We start from the raw sequence: 16,702 nt of genomic DNA, 5'->3' as shown, positions 1-16,702 counted from the left end.
TGAGTACGGAAGCCCTCTCATGAACCAACCTGCTGTGCCACCCGAAACTGAACAGGCTGCGGAGTCGAACTGGCTACGTTTTGTTGATCTGATTCAGCAGGCGTTTGCCGACCAGCATGCGTTACCGCTCCTGCAACTCATGATGACGCCCGATGAGCGGGAAGCCTTTGGCACACGTCTGCGTATCATCGAATCGCTGCTGAACGGCGACATGAGCCAGCGTGAGTTGAAAAATGAGCTTGGCGTCGGCATCGCGACCATCACCCGGGGATCGAACAGCCTGAAAGAGGCGCCTCCCGCACTCAAGCGCTGGCTGGAGGCCCAATTGCGCCACCCGGAGTCGATTACGCGTAATAAGGATGTGTAAACGGGCAGAGCGCCAGAATTAACGCCTGATGATACACACTGGAGCGGCTGAGCAGACCATGGGTTAACGTGCCTATCGCACCGCCTTTGTGTTTAATGTTTTCTATGCCGGTCAGGCGCGCCATCTCGTCGCCCAGTTCACGGCCTTCACGTAAACCCGCCATCACGGGCGGCGGCAGCGTAAAGCTGGCTGAACGTGATTCACCCCGCTGCTTGTGGTTTTCCACCACTATCCAGGCAAACGCACTCTCTTCTTCAATGCCTGCTTCAATCGCGACCCAAAAATCGGCTTCCGGGCGAACCTGACGGGCATTCATGACGCGCTGACGTGCGCCGGTGCGGGTTTCAAGATTAGAGAGGGGCTGTGCTGCCACGCCGCTCTCGACCTCCACCCCTTCTGTGTGGCAGGATCCCTCGCCGAAAACGTCGTTGAATGCCTGAGCAATCGCACGAATCTTCGCTGGATTGGTGGTAGCTGCGACGACATGGTACATAATTAATTGAACCCTCAGGTAATAAAGGCGATTTTGGTCGCAGTATAACGGAAACTACGCATGCTACAGGTCTATCTTGTTCGTCACGGTGAAACGGTATGGAATGCAGAACGCCGCATTCAAGGGCACTCCGACAGTCCGCTGACGGCAAAAGGCGAGCACCAGGCCCGTCAGGTCGGTGAACGGATTAAACACGCAGGTATCACCCATATCATTTCCAGCGACTTAGGACGTACCCGACGTACGGCAGAAATCATTGCCGATGCCTGCGGCTGCGATGTCACCTTTGACGCCCGCCTGCGCGAACTGAATATGGGCGTGCTGGAAAAACGCCTGCTGGACGAGTTGAGTGCGGAAGAAGAGGGCTGGCGCGCGTCGCTGGTTAACGGCACTGAGGGTGGCCGTATTCCGCAGGGCGAATCTATGACAGAACTGGCGCAGCGTATGCAGGATGCCCTGAATGCCTGCCTGGCGTTACCGGCTGGCAGCCGCCCCTTGATTGTCAGCCATGGTATGGCGCTGGGCGTGCTGGTGAGCACCATTCTGGGATTGCCTGCGTATGCGGAACGTCGTCTTCGTCTGCGTAACTGTTCGATTTCCCGCGTTGATCATCAACAAAGCGCCTGGCTGGCAGCGGGCTGGGTGGTCGAAACGGCGGGAGATATTTCGCATCTTGACGAGCCCGCGCTGGACGAACTTCAGCGGTAAGTTGACAGATCATGCCGTCATCGCGACGGCATAATCACAAACGCGATTAACGGCGAATCGGGATCAGATACTCGCACTTAATATCTGCTGGGGGTTCGGTCCGTTTCTTTCCGCCATGGGTAATAAAACGTTCAATATCCTGGCCCTGACGGCGAGTCAGTCCCAGTGTCGGCATGCAGGTGCCATACAGTAACAGGATAAATTCCTGCAAATCTACGCGGGGACCTGCATAGTTGAACTGCACATAGTCGCCTGCTTCCAGGCTGACGTTCTGCCCGGAGTGCATATTCGTTGCGCTGTCCACAGGCACCGCCGTGGTATACAGAATCTCCTGCTCATCATCCTTTTCATGACTGGCACGGACCTGGTGCAGACCGTAAAGCACTGGCGGCACCGTATCCGTTTCCAGCAGAAACTGCCGCCAGAAGTGGAGGCGCATTTCATCACGATATTTGGAAATTTGTTCCAGCGTGCAGGTGTAGCTCTGTGTCTGACCAAACAGTACGGTTTCCGGCAGCGTAACGAACTGGTGTTCCGGCAGCGTGTCATTGCCCAGACGAATCGGTGGGCGAATGCCGAAGGAGTTCCAGTCAGATGAACGGCGATACCATGCAGGGGTTTGATTAAACTGCTTTTTAAAGGCACGCGTAAAGGTCTGCTGGGAATCGAACCGGTACTGTAAGGCGATATCAAGAATCGGGCGACTGGTCAGGCGAAGCGCGACGGCGGCTTTAGAAAGACGCCGTGCCCGGATGTAAGCGCCGATGGCGTGCCCGGTGACATCTTTGAACATCCGTTGTAGATGCCATTTAGAATAACCTGCCTTAATGGAAACGTTATCCAGTGAAAGGGGTTGATCCAAATGGCTCTCCAGCCAGGCAAGCAAATCGCGAATGATACCGGCTTGGTCCATAAAACATCCTCATACTCTGGTGGCGCAGCTAAATGAAGTCGACGAATAATAGTACTTATAGCGTAAAGACGTGATCGGCTTTGATTGGGGTAGTTGTACTATTCACTAACGCGGGAGTTTATACCCTTTTTGCATTGGTTATTGTATCAATTGACAGTACATTACATGCTCATCTATTACATTTGCAATGGTAACTCATGACAATAACTCGTCTTGCGATCGCCACCTTCGCTGGTCTGCTATTTTCCAGTTCGCTGCTGGCCGAAGAGATCGGCTCGGTCGATACCGTATTTAAGATGTTTGGGCCGGACCACAAAATTGTGGTGGAAGCGTTCGATGATCCTGATGTTAAAAATGTAACCTGCTATATCAGTCGGGCGAAAACGGGCGGGATTAAGGGCGGACTGGGACTCGCAGAGGACACGTCTGACGCCGCTATTTCCTGTCAGCAAACCGGACCGGTTGAGTTAAGTGATAAGATCGCCAAAGGAAAAGCGCAGGGTGACGTTGTGTTTCGCCAGCGTACTTCACTGATTTTTAAAAAGTTGCAGGTTGTCCGCTTCTTTGACAGCAAGCGCAATGCGCTGGTCTACCTGGCGTATTCGGATAAGGTGGTGGATGGTTCACCGAAAAATGCGCTGAGTGCCGTGCCGATTATGCCCTGGCATTAACGCATAAAAAAACGCCCGAAAGGGCGTTTTTCTGAGGCCGTTACTCTTGCAGGTCACCGCAGAAACGGTAGCCTTCACCGTGAATGGTAGCAATGATTTCTGGCGTATCCGGTGTGGATTCGAAATGTTTACGAATACGGCGGATGGTGACATCAACGGTACGATCGTGAGGTTTCAGATCGCGTCCGGTCATTTTTTTCAGCAAATCAGCACGGGTCTGAATTTTGCCGGGATTTTCGCAGAAGTGCAGCATGGCGCGGAACTCACTGCGCGGCAGTTTGTACTGCTCACCGTTGGGATTGATCAATGAACGGCTGTTGATATCCAGTTCCCAGCCGTTGAACTTATAGCTCTCGACCTGACGACGCTCTTCATTAGGCAGCGGTAAGTTCATGGTGCGTAACAGCAGATTACGTGCACGAATAGTTAACTCACGCGGATTAAATGGCTTCGTGATGTAGTCGTCTGCGCCAATTTCCAGTCCAAGGATCTTATCAACTTCGTTATCGCGTCCTGTCAGGAACATTAATGCCACATTAGCTTGCTCACGCAGTTCACGCGCCAGTAACAGGCCGTTTTTGCCCGGCAGGTTGATGTCCATGATAACCAGGTTGACATCATTGTCGGTCAATACCTGATGCATTTCTGCACCATCGGTCGCTTCATACACGACATAACCTTCCGCCTCAAAAATACTTTTGAGGGTATTACGCGTGACCAGTTCGTCTTCAACGATGAGAATGTGCGGGGTCTGCATGTTTAGCTACCTAATTTTGCCAACTAAATTGAAAACAGGGCGTACAGCGGTTAGGTGCTCTCCAGTGCGGAGAACGGCAAGCTTTGCTGAACCGTTGTACGAAAGTCATTGTGATAAGCTTTTATCAAGGTCAACAACCGTGTTCGCTCAGCCAGCCGTAACGACAATTCCATGCCCTGCGGAATAATAAATTGAAACATATACTAACTGTCTTAACAGCAACCTAACAGCAATAACAACAACTGCTAAGCATAAAAACAACGCTTCGTTGACTTATATCAAATGCAATTGTAGCACGTTAACATTTCTGTGAAAAACATCCCGAAAAATTGACGCAGAAGGCGATTACACGTCATTTTTGTACCGACAGGCACAGCACAGCACAAAACGGGATGTTAGAAACTTACTATCACAGAGGGCTGAATTGAAAGGCTTTTATTTTGAAGTTTCTGATAATGTGCACTTTATGATAAAAAAGGACGCAATGGCTTTTTTTAACGTGTTTTAACATGTATTTCAGGGTGTTAACCTCAAAGCTTATACCTCTTAATATCACGCTACATGTTACACTGCACCGTCTACATTTACTGATGGAATGATCATGCTTTTTCCTCTTATCCTCGTCTCGCCCGCCCGGCCGGAAAATATCGGCGCAGCGGCCCGTGCCATGAAAACCATGGGTTTTAGTGAACTGCGCATTGTCGCCAGCGATGCCTGGCAGGACCCGGCTGCGCGCCGTGTGGCGCACGGCGCGGGGGACATTCTGGATAACGTGAAAACATTTGCTACGCTGGCTGATGCGCTGGCGGATATCGATTTTTCCGTCGCCACCACCGCGCGCAGTCGCGCCAGGTTCCGTTATTACGCCACGCCCCAGCAGGTTGAAGCCCGGTTGCTTGAAAAGCGGCAGTGGGTAGACAGCATGGCGCTGGTGTTTGGTCGCGAAGACAGTGGGCTGACCAACGAGGAACTGGATCAGGTTGACCTGCTCACCGGGATCCCTATGGCGCAGGACTATCCTTCATTAAATCTCGGGCAGGCGGTGATGGTGTACTGTTATCAGTTAGCGGCCCTTAACCAGGTCACAGCACCCGTTACGCCGCTTGCCGATGCGCAGCAATTGCATGCGTTGCGCCAGCGTCTGACGCAGCTACTCCAGCAACTGGATGTCAGCGACGACATCAAAATGTCAGACTGGATTAATCAGCGTATTGGTTTGCTGGAACAGCGCGACAGTGCAATGCTGCATCGCCTGTTACATGATGTGGAAAAAAAGCTCGCAGAGAAATCCTCGGGGAATGCGTAACTATTTAGTGACAGATGTTAATTAAGCGCACGATACCAAACGATTCGCCAGGTTTTTTTCCTGCAATCACACGCTAAGCATGGCGAGTTTTTTTTGCACAAAGGATAAAACCGTTGACTTGATGTGCGCTTTGATTTACTTCTTAGAACCAGACGGACAATCAATGACAGACAGAAAATAAATCTGAATGCGTAATCACAGCCTGAACACCACAATTATTACCACCACCATTACCATGGGTAACGGGGCGGGCTGACGCATCCAGGAAAAACAAAAAAAGAAGCCCGCACCTCACGAGTGCGGGTTTTTTTTTGACTCAAAATCAGGAGAGTTGACATCATGCGAGTGCTGAAATTCGGTGGGACCTCGGTGGCCAATGCAGAGCGTTTTCTGCGCGTCGCCGATATTCTGGAAAGTAATGCGCAACAGGGACAGGTTGCTACCGTGCTTTCTGCACCTGCAAAGATTACCAACCACCTGGTTGCGATGATTGAAAAAACCATCAGCGGTCAGGATACGTTGCCCAATTTGAGTGATGCGACGCGCATCTTCGCAGAACTGCTGCAGGGGCTGGCCGAGGCACAACCCGGTTTCGACTATGAGGGGCTGAAAAGCCGTGTTGACAGCGAATTTGCGCAACTTAAACAGGTTCTGCACGGCATCAGCCTGTTAGGACAGTGCCCTGACAGCGTCAATGCGGCCATTATCTGTCGGGGCGAGAAGCTCTCCATTGCCATTATGGAAAAGCTGTTAGAAGCCCGTGGCTATGGCGTCAGCGTGATCGACCCGGTCGAAAAACTGCTGGCCATCGGTCATTATCTGGAATCAACCGTGGATATCGCCGAGTCAACCCGCCGCATTGAAGCCAGTCAGATCCCAACAGAAAACATGATCCTGATGGCTGGTTTCACCGCCGGTAACGAACGGGGTGAACTGGTGGTGCTGGGCCGCAACGGGTCTGACTATTCAGCGGCGGTGCTGGCGGCCTGCCTGCGGGCCGATTGCTGTGAGATCTGGACCGATGTGGACGGGGTTTATACCTGCGATCCGCGCCAGGTTCCGGACGCGCGCCTGCTCAAATCCATGTCTTACCAGGAAGCAATGGAGCTGTCCTATTTCGGGGCCAAAGTTCTGCATCCTCGCACTATCGCACCTATCGCGCAGTTTCAAATCCCTTGCCTGATCAAAAACACGGCCAATCCCCAGGCGCCAGGTACGCTGATTAGCGGCAACGGCGAGCAGGATGAGTATCCGGTCAAAGGCATCACCAACCTGAACAATATGGCGATGTTTAACGTCTCCGGTCCGGGCATGAAAGGCATGGTGGGCATGGCGGCCCGCGTCTTTGCCACCATGTCGCGCACCGGCATTTCTGTGGTGCTCATTACCCAGTCTTCGTCTGAATACAGCATCAGCTTCTGCGTTCCTCAGAGCGAGCAGGCCCGCGCCCGTCGCGTGCTGGAGGACGAATTCTATCTTGAACTGAAAGATGGTCTGCTGGATGCGCTGGACGTTATCGAAAATCTGGCGGTGATCTCGGTCGTGGGTGACGGAATGCGTACCCTGCGCGGGATTTCAGCCAAGTTCTTCTCTGCGCTGGCGCGGGCCAATATCAATATCATTGCGATTGCACAGGGCTCGTCTGAACGATCAATTTCCGTCGTGGTAAACAATGACGACGCCACCACCGGTGTTCGCGTGGTGCACCAGATGCTGTTTGCCACCGATCAGGTGATTGAAGTCTTCGTGGTGGGCGTTGGCGGTGTGGGCGGCGCGCTGCTGGATCAGTTGCATCGCCAGCAGGCCTGGCTCAAACAGAAGCATATCGACTTGCGCGTATGCGGTATCGCCAATTCCCGTGCGCTGTTAACCAATGTACACGGTATTGATCTTAGTAACTGGAAAGGCGAGATGGAGCAGGCCAAAGAGCCGTTCAATCTGGGACGCTTAATTCGTCTGGTAAAAGAGTATCATTTGCTCAATCCGGTCATTGTGGACTGCACATCAAGTCAGGCGGTGGCCGACCAGTACGCGGATTTCCTGGCTGAGGGCTTCCACGTAGTGACGCCGAATAAAAAGGCGAATACCGCGTCATGGGAATATTACCAAAAGATGCGCGCCGCCGCTGCCGGATCGCGCCGTAAGTTCCTGTACGACACTAACGTGGGCGCCGGTTTGCCCGTTATTGAAAATTTGCAAAATTTGCTGAATGCAGGCGATGAATTGATCCGCTTCTCCGGTATTCTGTCGGGATCGCTGTCGTATATTTTTGGCAAACTGGATGAAGGTGTCTCGCTGTCGGAGGCCACGCGCATGGCGCGCGAAATGGGATTCACTGAGCCGGATCCGCGTGACGATTTATCCGGCACGGATGTCGCGCGTAAGCTGCTCATTCTGGCCCGCGAAGCCGGCTATCAACACGAAATGCACGACATTGAGATTGAGCCGTTGCTGCCAGCGCACCTGACCGCCATTGCCGATGTTGAGCAGTTTATGCAGCAACTGCCCGACGTCGATGCGGCGATTGCCGCCCGAGTGGCGCAGGCGCGTGAGGCGGGCAAAGTGTTGCGTCTGGTCGGCGTGATCGAAGAAGGCGGAGCGTGCAAAGTCAAGATCGAGGCAGTAGACAGTAACGATCCGCTTTTTAAAGTGAAAAACGGTGAGAATGCACTGGCTTTCTACAGCCGCTATTATCAGCCCATTCCGTTGGTGTTGCGCGGATACGGTGCAGGAAATGACGTGACAGCAGCGGGCGTGTTCGCCGATCTGCTGCGCACACTGTCGTGGAAGTTGGGAGTGTAATGATGGTAAAAATTCATGCGCCGGCCTCAATAGGCAATGTCAGCGTGGGCTTTGATGTGCTGGGCGCGGCGGTCTCGCCAGTGGATGGTTCATTGCTGGGAGATTGCGTCTCGGTCGAGGCGGCCGACAGCTTTAGCCTGAGCAATACTGGCCGCTTTGTCAGTAAACTGCCCAGCGATCCTAAAGAGAATATCGTTTATCAGTGCTGGGAGCGGTTCTGCGAAGCCATTGGCAAAAGCGTGCCGGTGGCGATCACGCTGGAAAAAAACATGCCTATAGGCTCGGGGCTGGGCTCCAGCGCCTGTTCCGTGGTTGCGGGTCTGATGGCCATGAACGAATTTTGTGGCAAACCGCTGGATGACAACCAGCTCCTGACGTTAATGGGGGAGCTGGAAGGGCGCATTTCCGGTAGCGTACATTACGATAATGTCGCGCCGTGCTTCCTTGGCGGTATTCAACTGATGATCGAGGAAAATGGGATCATTACCCAGGCGGTGCCAGGCTTTGACGACTGGCTGTGGGTGATGGCCTATCCGGGCATCAAAGTGTCAACAGCGGAGGCGCGGGCGATTTTACCGGCGCAGTACGCGAAGCAGGACTGCATCAAGCACGGCCGACTGCTGGCCGGATTCATTCATGCCTGCCATACGCGCCAACCCGCGCTGGCGGCTAAACTGATGCAGGATGTGATTGCTGAGCCGTACCGGACTCAGCTGTTACCGGGCTTTGCCCAGGCACGTCAGGCTGCTCAGGATATCGGGGCGCTGGCCTGCGGTATTTCGGGCTCTGGCCCCACGCTCTTTGCCATTTGCAACCAGATGGAAACGGCACAGCAGATGGCCGACTGGCTGAGCCAGCACTATCTGCAGAACGATGAAGGCTTCGTCCATATCTGCCGTCTTGATACGGCTGGCGCACGTAAACTGGGATAACGCATGAAACTCTACAATCTTAAGGATCATAACGAGCAGGTCAGCTTCGCCCAGGCGGTGAAACAAGGTCTGGGTTCACAGCAAGGGCTGTTTTTCCCGCTTGAGCTACCTGAATTTGAACTGACCGACATCGATGCCATGCTGGAGATGGATTTTGTTACACGCAGCAGCAAAATCCTCTCTGCCTATATTGGCGACGAAGTGCCGGCGGCGCATCTGACCGAACGCCTGAAAACGGCCTTTACCTTTCCGGCACCGATCAAAGCGGTGACCGATGATGTCGCCTGTCTTGAACTGTTCCACGGCCCAACCCTGGCGTTCAAAGACTTTGGCGGCCGTTTTATGGCGCAGATGCTGTCCTATGTAAGTGGTTCAGATGAGCAGATCACGATTCTGACGGCAACCTCTGGCGATACCGGTGCCGCCGTCGCCCATGCGTTTTACGGCATGGAAAATGTGCGCGTCGTGATCCTGTATCCGCAGGGCAAAATCAGCCCGTTGCAGGAGAAATTGTTCTGTACGCTGGGCGGCAACATCGAAACCATTGCGATTGACGGCGATTTTGATGCCTGCCAGGCATTGGTCAAACAGGCCTTTGATGATCAGGAACTGAAGAAAGCTATCGGCCTGAACTCAGCCAACTCCATCAACATCAGCCGTCTGCTGGCGCAGATTTGTTATTACTTTGAAGCCGTCGCGCAACTGCCGCAGGAAAAACGTAATCAACTGGTCGTCTCTGTACCAAGTGGCAACTTTGGTGATTTGACGGCAGGTCTGCTGGCGAAGTCACTTGGGCTGCCGATCAAGCGGTTTATTGCGGCAACGAATGCCAATGACACGGTGCCGCGCTTTCTTGGCAACGGCGAATGGCAGCCTAACGCGACCGTCGCGACATTGTCGAACGCCATGGATGTGAGCCAGCCGAATAACTGGCCGCGCGTTGAGGAGCTGTTCCGTCGCAAAACCTGGCGCCTGAGTGATTTAGCCTACGGCGCGGTATCCGACGCGGTGACGCGCGAAGCGATGCGTGATCTGGCGAAACTGGGTTACGTATCAGAGCCGCACGCGGCGATTGCCTGGCGCTTGCTGCGTGACCAGTTACAGGACGGCGAGTACGGCTTATTCCTTGGCACGGCGCACCCGGCGAAGTTCCTGGAGAGCGTGGAAAGTATTCTGGAGCAGAAGCTGGCGCTGCCGACTGAACTTGCAGAGCGTGCCGATCTGCCGTTGCTGTCGCATACCATGAAGGCAGATTTTGCCTCACTGCGTGCCTTTTTGCTGAAATAAAAGAAAGGTGGCTCGTGCCACCTTCCTGCATTCCGTCGCGCGTCGGGCAGGTTTACTGTTCGGCGCGTTTAAACACCAGTTCGTTGTCTCTGCTTTCCTCTGCTACAAACCGATAACCCTCAAGGTCAAACCGGGTTAACTGCTCAGGTTGGGTCAGGCGCTGCTGAATAATAAAGCGGCTCATCAATCCCCGGGCCTTCTTCGCATAGAAACTGATGACTTTATACTTGCCGTTTTTCTCATCCAGAAACACCGGCTTGATCAGGCGCGCCTGCAGTTTTTTCGGTTTGATCGCTTTGAAGTATTCGTCTGACGCCAGATTAATCAACACGTCATCGCCCTGGCGGGCAAGGGCTTCATTCAGTTTTTCAGTGAGCAGGTCGCCCCAGAAGCTGTAAAGATCCTGGCCTGCCGGATTCGCCAGCTTGATGCCCATCTCCAGGCGATACGGCTGCATCAGATCCAGCGGACGCAGTAAACCGTATAAGCCCGACAGCATCCGCAGATGTTGCTGCGCAAAGTCGAAATCGTGTTCGCTAAAGGTTTCAGCCTGCAAACCGGTGTAGACATCGCCTTTGAACGCCAGAATAGCCTGACGGGCATTATCCAGGCTGAAGTCGGGATGCCAGCTGTTGAAACGTTCGGCGTTCAGATGGGCCAGTTTATCGCTGATACTCATTAATGACGCGATCTGTGCAGGCGACAGCGTACGCGCAATCTGAATCAGCTGTTGTGACTTTTCTAACAGGGCAGGTTGGGTAAAGCGCTGCGTGGCCAGGGGGCTTTCATAATCCAGCGTTTTGGCAGGCGAGATCACCATCAACATCGTCGCGTCCTTAGTAAGTCCCTTTCAGAAAGGGGAGAGCCAGTCATTGTTGCTGCGAGTGTAGCAAAAAAGCCGCAAGGATCGGCAAATCACTCCCATTCGTTCGCGCTATCGTAAACGGCATTCCCCGACCTTGCACCGCCGTTGCCGCGTGATATTATCCCAACAGCCTTTTATCACCCTGACAGTTAACTAAGAGAAAAGAACATGACGGACAAACTGACCTCCCTGCGTCAACTGACCACCGTAGTGGCCGACACCGGTGATATCGCAGCGATGAAGCTGTATCAACCCCAGGATGCCACCACCAACCCTTCTCTGATTCTTAACGCTGCTCAAATCCCTGAATACCGTAAACTGATTGATGAAGCGATCGCGTGGGCACGTCAGCAGAGCAACGATAAAGAGCAACAACTGCAACTGGTCTCTGACAAACTGGCCGTAAACATTGGTCTGGAAATCCTTAAACTGGTCCCGGGCCGCATTTCGACCGAAGTGGATGCGCGTCTTTCTTACGACACAGAAGCCAGCATTGCCAAGGCACGCAGCCTGATCAAACTCTATAACGATGCCGGTATCAGCAACGATCGTATCCTGATCAAACTGGCGTCAACCTGGCAGGGTATTCGTGCAGCAGAACAGCTGGAAAAAGAAGGCATCAACTGTAACCTGACGCTGCTGTTCTCCTTCGCCCAGGCGCGTGCCTGTGCGGAAGCGGGCGTGTATCTGATTTCGCCTTTTGTAGGCCGTATCCTCGACTGGTACAAAGCGAACACCGATAAAAAAGAGTACGCGCCACACGAAGATCCAGGCGTGGTATCCGTCTCTGAAATCTATAACTACTACAAGCAACACGGTTATGAAACGGTGGTTATGGGGGCAAGCTTCCGTAACGTCGGTGAAATCATTGAGCTGGCTGGCTGTGACCGTCTGACCATTTCACCTGCGCTGCTGAAGGAGCTGGCTGAAAGCGAGGGCTCGCTGGAGCGTAAGCTGAGCTACAGCGGTGAAGTGAAAGCGCGTCCGGAGAAAATGACCGAGTCAGAGTTCCTGTGGCAGCACAACCAGGATCCGATGGCGGTGACCAAGCTGGCGGAAGGTATCCGCAACTTTGCCATCGACCAGGGCAAACTTGAGAAGATGCTGGCAGAAATGCTGTAATCGTTCACCGTGGCGGCACCGTCGCCACGGTTTTCCCTTTCCGTCACGGTTTGTTATTCTTTTCACTACGTCCTTTCCTTATCACCGCACTGCGGTAAACCACAGCGAACAACATCATGAACACATTACGTATCGGATTGATCTCGGTTTCCGATCGCGCAGCGAACGGCATTTATCAGGATCAGGGCATTCCGGCTCTGGAAGCCTGGCTGAGCGGTGCGATCAGCACGCCTTTTGAGCTGGAAACGCGACTGGTCCCGGATGAGCAGCCCATGATTGAGCAGGCCATTTGCGAGCTGGTGGACGAACGCTTCTGTCATCTGGTGCTGACCACCGGTGGAACCGGTCCGGCACGTCGTGATGTGACGCCGGATGCGACGTTAGCGGTGGCCGATCGCGAGATGCCAGGATTTGGCGAGCAGATGCGGCAAATCAGCCTGAAGTTTGTGCCGACCGCGATTCTATCGCGCCAGGTGGGCGTGATTCGTAAACAATCCCTGATCCTTAACCTGCCCGGTCAGCCGAAATCCATTAAAGAAACGCTGGAGGGGCTGAAAGACGCGCAGGGCAACGTCCTGGTCCCAGGAATTTTTGCAGCTGTACCTTATTGTTTACAGTTGCTGGACGGACCTTATGTCGAAACCCACGCGGAATGCGTAGCAGCTTTTCGCCCAAAAAGCGCCATACGTGAGATAAATAACTAAATATTCTGCTTTTCAGGAATAAGCTACAGCCTGGCTGGTGTGGTGATAAATTGACGGTATAGTAAGCACAGCTTTACAACCGTTCTCTTTATCTCTGGACGCCTATGACCACACTTGAGACGCCGCGCCTGAAACCTCAGGACTATAAAACGCTGGCACTGGCTGCGCTGGGTGGCGCGCTGGAATTTTACGACTTTATCATCTTCGTTTTTTTCGCCGCCGTTATCGGTGAACTCTTCTTTCCCGCCGATATCCCCGACTGGCTTCGCCAGTTACAGACGTTCGCCATTTTTGCCGCGGGTTATCTGGCGCGTCCGCTTGGTGGCATCATCATGGCGCACTTTGGCGACAAAGTGGGCCGTAAAAAAATGTTCAGCCTGAGCATATTGCTGATGGCCTTACCCACCCTGGCAATGGGCGCGTTGCCCACCTGGACGTCGATTGGTCTTGCCGCGCCGCTGTTGATGCTGCTTCTGCGCATGCTGCAGGGGGCGGCTATCGGTGGTGAAGTGCCTGGTGCATGGGTGTTTGTGGCGGAGCATGTGCCTTACAAACGCATTGGTATTGCCTGCGGCACGCTGACCGCCGGCCTGACGATTGGCATCCTGTTGGGATCGGTGGTGGCAACCTTAATTAATACAACGCTGACGCAGCAGGCGATTCACGATGGCGGCTGGCGCATTCCTTTCTTTCTGGGCGGGGCGTTTGGCTTAGGCGCCATGTATTTACGCCGCTGGCTGCATGAAACACCGGTTTTCGTGGAGATGCAGCAGCGCAAAACGCTGGCGCAGGAACTGCCGCTGAAAACCGTGGTCATGAAACATCGAAAATCGGTAGCGATTTCAATTCTGCTGACCTGGATGCTGTCGGCCTGTATCGTTGTGGTGATTTTGATGGCACCGGTCTGGTTGCAGAAACAGCATGGAATGGCGCCGGCGCTGACCTTAAAAGCCAACAGCATTGCGATTATTATGCTGTGTGTGGGCTGTATCGTATCCGGACTGCTGGTGGACCGCTTCGGTACCAGCCGGACATTAAGCACAGGAAGCGTATTGCTCGCACTGTGCAGCGGGCTGTTCTATTCGCTGGCACCGCAGCATCCCGATTACCTGTTTTTGCTTTACGGGCTGGCAGGTCTTAGCGTGGGTGTTGTCGGGATTGTGCCCTTTGTCATGGTGCGCGCGTTCCCCGCCGAGGTTCGCTTCACCGGCCTGTCTTTTTCCTACAACCTTTCCTATGCGGTGTTTGGCGGGCTGACGCCGATTTGCGTAACATTGCTAATGAATGTGTCTCCCCTGGCGCCTGGCTGGTATGTCATGGCGCTGGCGCTGGTGGGACTGATCGTCAGCGTCTGGCTGAGACAGGATATCAGCCACGAGCCTTGCCTGAGTGAAGGCATCAAGCAGGCCTGAACCCTGTACGCGGAGCCCGGCTCCGCGCTTTCTTTTTCTCTGCCAGCCGCGGCGTGCAGTCTGATGCTCGCCGCCGCGCCCTGCGCCAGATAAAAGCGTACCGTACCCGGACTGCCCATTGTATGGATGAACAGAACCGAAACGTGGACTGTTTCGAGGCGGCATTTTGCCGCACTCTCGTCAGGGAGCGCGTCAGTTTATTATCTTGGTTAAGGCAGCCTGAGCGGCCGTTGAAAATTTTTTTTCATTTAACCCTTGATGCGCTTCTAAGCGACCCCATTTACTTGTCATCGAGCGTTGTGGACGTTGGAAAAAAAAGCATGTGAGGTCGGGTTGAATGTCATCAACCTGCCCACATAAAAGGTTCACAACCCAAACTGGCAACGAATTTAAGTGGGAGATGTTTAGATGGGTAAGATTATTGGTATTGACCTGGGTACAACCAACTCTTGTGTTGCGGTCATGGACGGCACCAAAGCGCGTGTGCTTGAGAACGCCGAAGGCGATCGCACCACGCCTTCGATCATCGCTTACACACAGGATGGTGAAACTCTGGTCGGACAACCGGCTAAACGTCAGGCTGTGACCAACCCGCAGAATACCCTGTTTGCGATCAAGCGTCTGATTGGCCGTCGCTTCCAGGACGAAGAAGTACAGCGTGATATCAAAATCATGCCTTACAAAATTGTGGGTGCTGATAACGGCGACGCATGGCTGGAAGTGAAAGGCCAGAAAATGGCACCGCCGCAGATTTCTGCGGAAGTGCTGAAAAAGATGAAGAAAACGGCTGAAGATTTCCTGGGTGAGCCCGTAACTGAAGCGGTTATCACCGTTCCGGCTTACTTCAACGATGCACAACGTCAGGCAACCAAAGATGCTGGCCGTATCGCAGGGCTGGAAGTCAAACGTATCATCAACGAACCGACGGCAGCAGCGCTGGCGTATGGCCTGGATAAAGGCCAGGGCAACCGCACCATCGCAGTTTATGACCTGGGTGGCGGTACCTTCGATATCTCTATTATCGAAATCGACGACGTTGATGGCGAAAAAACCTTTGAAGTTCTGGCAACCAACGGTGATACGCACCTGGGTGGTGAAGACTTCGACAGCCGCCTGATCAACTATCTGGTGGCAGAATTTAAGAAAGACCAGGGCATCGATCTGCACAACGATCCACTGGCGATGCAGCGCCTGAAAGAAGCTGCCGAGAAAGCCAAGATCGAGCTGTCTTCTGCGCAGCAGACCGATGTTAACCTGCCGTACATTACGGCGGATGCTACCGGTCCTAAGCACCTGAACATCAAAGTGACCCGTTCTAAACTGGAGTCGCTGGTTGAAGATCTGGTTGCGCGCTCTATCGAGCCGCTGAAAGTCGCACTGCAGGATGCGGGTCTGTCCGTTTCGGACATCAACGACGTTATCCTGGTGGGTGGTCAGACACGTATGCCACTGGTTCAGGCTAAAGTAACTGAGTTCTTTGGCAAAGAGCCACGTAAAGACGTGAACCCGGATGAAGCGGTTGCGGTCGGTGCTGCGGTACAGGGCGGTGTGTTAGGTGGCGACGTGAAAGACGTTCTGCTGCTGGACGTAACTCCGCTGTCACTGGGTATCGAAACCATGGGCGGCGTGATGACTTCGCTGATCAGCAAGAACACCACCATCCCAACCAAGCACAGCCAGGTGTTCTCGACGGCAGAAGACAACCAGTCTGCGGTAACGATTCACGTGCTGCAGGGTGAGCGTAAGCGTGCCAGCGACAACAAGTCACTGGGCCAGTTTAACCTGGACGGCATTCAGCCTGCGCCACGCGGTATGCCGCAGATCGAAGTGACCTTCGACATCGATGCGGATGGTATCCTGCACGTATCAGCGAAGGACAAAAACAGCGGTAAAGAGCAGAAGATCACCATTAAAGCGTCTTCCGGCCTGAACGAGGACGAGATTGCGAAAATGGTGCGTGATGCTGAAGCGAACGCGGAATCTGACCGTAAGTTCGAAGAGCTGGTGCAGACCCGCAACCAGGGTGACCAGATCGCTCACAGCACACGTAAGCAGCTGGATGAAGCGGGCGACAAACTGTCAGCGGATGACAAAGCCCCAATCGAAGCGGCGCTGAGCGCGCTGGAAACGGCGCTGAAAGGCGAAGATAAAGCAGAGATCGATGCCAAAATGCAGGCGCTGATGGAAGTTTCCAGCAAACTGATGGAAGCCGCACAGCAGTCTCAGGCGGGTGCAGCGGATGCCCACGATGCGTCAGCGAAGAAAGATGACGATGTGGTCGATGCTGAATTCGAAGAAGTAAAAGACAATAAGAAATAATTGCCCCTGACCGGGCGCGACGGTTGCCCTGACAGCCGTTGAAA

Annotated in this window: 16 protein-coding genes and 1 other annotated feature; of the genes, 12 read left to right on the top strand and 4 right to left on the bottom strand. The window is 53.7% G+C overall.

Annotation, left to right across the window (positions count from 1 at the left end):
* Positions 1-19: 19 nt before the first annotated feature.
* Positions 20-367, top strand: coding sequence for a trp operon repressor (gene trpR, locus C7433_RS07255; RefSeq protein WP_033740217.1), 348 nt, complete (start codon positions 20-22; stop codon positions 365-367).
* Here the strand turns inward: trpR and yjjX are convergent.
* The gene (yjjX, locus tag C7433_RS07250; RefSeq protein ID WP_006117615.1) at positions 345-860 is read right to left on the bottom strand and encodes an inosine/xanthosine triphosphatase; all 516 of its coding nucleotides are present in this window, start codon (positions 858-860) and stop codon (positions 345-347) included. The genes trpR and yjjX overlap by 23 nt on opposite strands.
* Before the next feature lie 60 nt (positions 861-920).
* Between yjjX and gpmB the strand changes: the two genes are divergently transcribed.
* Positions 921-1,568 carry a 2,3-diphosphoglycerate-dependent phosphoglycerate mutase GpmB gene (gene gpmB / locus C7433_RS07245; RefSeq protein ID WP_033740218.1) on the top strand — a complete coding sequence of 216 codons (648 nt, stop codon included), beginning with the start codon at positions 921-923 and terminating at the stop codon, positions 1,566-1,568.
* 46 nt (positions 1,569-1,614) lie between these two features.
* Here the strand turns inward: gpmB and robA are convergent, their stop codons facing one another.
* A complete protein-coding gene (gene robA, locus C7433_RS07240; protein ID WP_006117617.1) occupies positions 1,615-2,481 on the bottom strand; it encodes an MDR efflux pump AcrAB transcriptional activator RobA in 867 nt (288 codons plus the stop codon).
* Between the two features lie 197 nt (positions 2,482-2,678).
* Between robA and creA the strand changes: the two genes are divergently transcribed.
* The gene (creA, locus tag C7433_RS07235; RefSeq protein WP_006117619.1) at positions 2,679-3,152 is read left to right on the top strand and encodes a protein CreA; all 474 of its coding nucleotides are present in this window, start codon (positions 2,679-2,681) and stop codon (positions 3,150-3,152) included.
* A gap of 40 nt (positions 3,153-3,192) precedes the next feature.
* Here creA and arcA read toward each other — a convergent pair whose 3' ends face one another.
* Positions 3,193-3,909: a two-component system response regulator ArcA gene (arcA, locus tag C7433_RS07230; protein WP_006117620.1), complete on the bottom strand. Its 717-nt coding sequence runs from the start codon at positions 3,907-3,909 to the stop codon at positions 3,193-3,195.
* 601 nt (positions 3,910-4,510) lie between these two features.
* Here arcA and C7433_RS07225 point away from each other — a divergent pair.
* The 5 genes from C7433_RS07225 (at position 4,511) to thrC (ending at position 10,236) form a co-directional block, all read left to right on the top strand.
* Entirely contained in the window at positions 4,511-5,215 is a 705-nt protein-coding gene (locus C7433_RS07225; RefSeq protein WP_110267865.1) for a tRNA/rRNA methyltransferase, read from the top strand.
* Positions 5,216-5,402: 187 nt separating this feature from the next.
* Positions 5,403-5,471 (top strand): thr operon leader peptide, encoded by a 69-nt coding sequence (gene thrL / locus C7433_RS24100; RefSeq protein ID WP_071988721.1) that lies wholly within the window; start codon positions 5,403-5,405, stop codon positions 5,469-5,471.
* Positions 5,410-5,529 (top strand) — a sequence feature (Thr leader region). Its footprint overlaps the gene before it by 62 nt.
* Before the next feature lie 25 nt (positions 5,530-5,554).
* Complete coding sequence (thrA, locus tag C7433_RS07215) at positions 5,555-8,017, top strand: bifunctional aspartate kinase/homoserine dehydrogenase I (protein ID WP_110267864.1); 2,463 nt, start codon at positions 5,555-5,557, stop codon at positions 8,015-8,017.
* 2 nt (positions 8,018-8,019) lie between these two features.
* Positions 8,020-8,949 carry a homoserine kinase gene (thrB, locus tag C7433_RS07210; RefSeq protein ID WP_006117623.1) on the top strand — a complete coding sequence of 310 codons (930 nt, stop codon included), beginning with the start codon at positions 8,020-8,022 and terminating at the stop codon, positions 8,947-8,949.
* Positions 8,950-8,952: 3 nt separating this feature from the next.
* Positions 8,953-10,236 carry a threonine synthase gene (gene thrC, locus C7433_RS07205; RefSeq protein ID WP_006117624.1) on the top strand — a complete coding sequence of 428 codons (1,284 nt, stop codon included), beginning with the start codon at positions 8,953-8,955 and terminating at the stop codon, positions 10,234-10,236.
* Between the two features lie 52 nt (positions 10,237-10,288).
* On the opposite strand, the gene yaaA is transcribed toward thrC, so the two are convergent.
* Complete coding sequence (gene yaaA, locus C7433_RS07200) at positions 10,289-11,062, bottom strand: peroxide stress protein YaaA (RefSeq protein ID WP_110267863.1); 774 nt, start codon at positions 11,060-11,062, stop codon at positions 10,289-10,291.
* A gap of 207 nt (positions 11,063-11,269) precedes the next feature.
* Here yaaA and tal point away from each other — a divergent pair, with 207 nt between their 5' ends.
* The 4 genes from tal to dnaK all read left to right on the top strand — a co-directional run bounded on the left by tal (position 11,270) and on the right by dnaK (position 16,658).
* Positions 11,270-12,223: a transaldolase gene (tal, locus tag C7433_RS07195; RefSeq protein ID WP_006117626.1), complete on the top strand. Its 954-nt coding sequence runs from the start codon at positions 11,270-11,272 to the stop codon at positions 12,221-12,223.
* Between the two features lie 116 nt (positions 12,224-12,339).
* Positions 12,340-12,927, top strand: coding sequence for a molybdopterin adenylyltransferase (mog, locus tag C7433_RS07190; protein WP_006117627.1), 588 nt, complete (start codon positions 12,340-12,342; stop codon positions 12,925-12,927).
* 104 nt (positions 12,928-13,031) lie between these two features.
* Positions 13,032-14,339: an MFS transporter gene (locus tag C7433_RS07185; protein WP_110267862.1), complete on the top strand. Its 1,308-nt coding sequence runs from the start codon at positions 13,032-13,034 to the stop codon at positions 14,337-14,339.
* A gap of 408 nt (positions 14,340-14,747) precedes the next feature.
* Positions 14,748-16,658, top strand: coding sequence for a molecular chaperone DnaK (gene dnaK / locus C7433_RS07180; protein ID WP_039338776.1), 1,911 nt, complete (start codon positions 14,748-14,750; stop codon positions 16,656-16,658).
* Positions 16,659-16,702 lie beyond the last annotated feature (44 nt).

The sequence above is a fragment of the Pantoea sp. PNA 03-3 genome, assembly GCF_003201175.1.
Lineage (GTDB): Bacteria > Pseudomonadota > Gammaproteobacteria > Enterobacterales > Enterobacteriaceae > Pantoea > Pantoea stewartii.
This window is presented reverse-complemented; position numbering and strand designations above follow the sequence as displayed.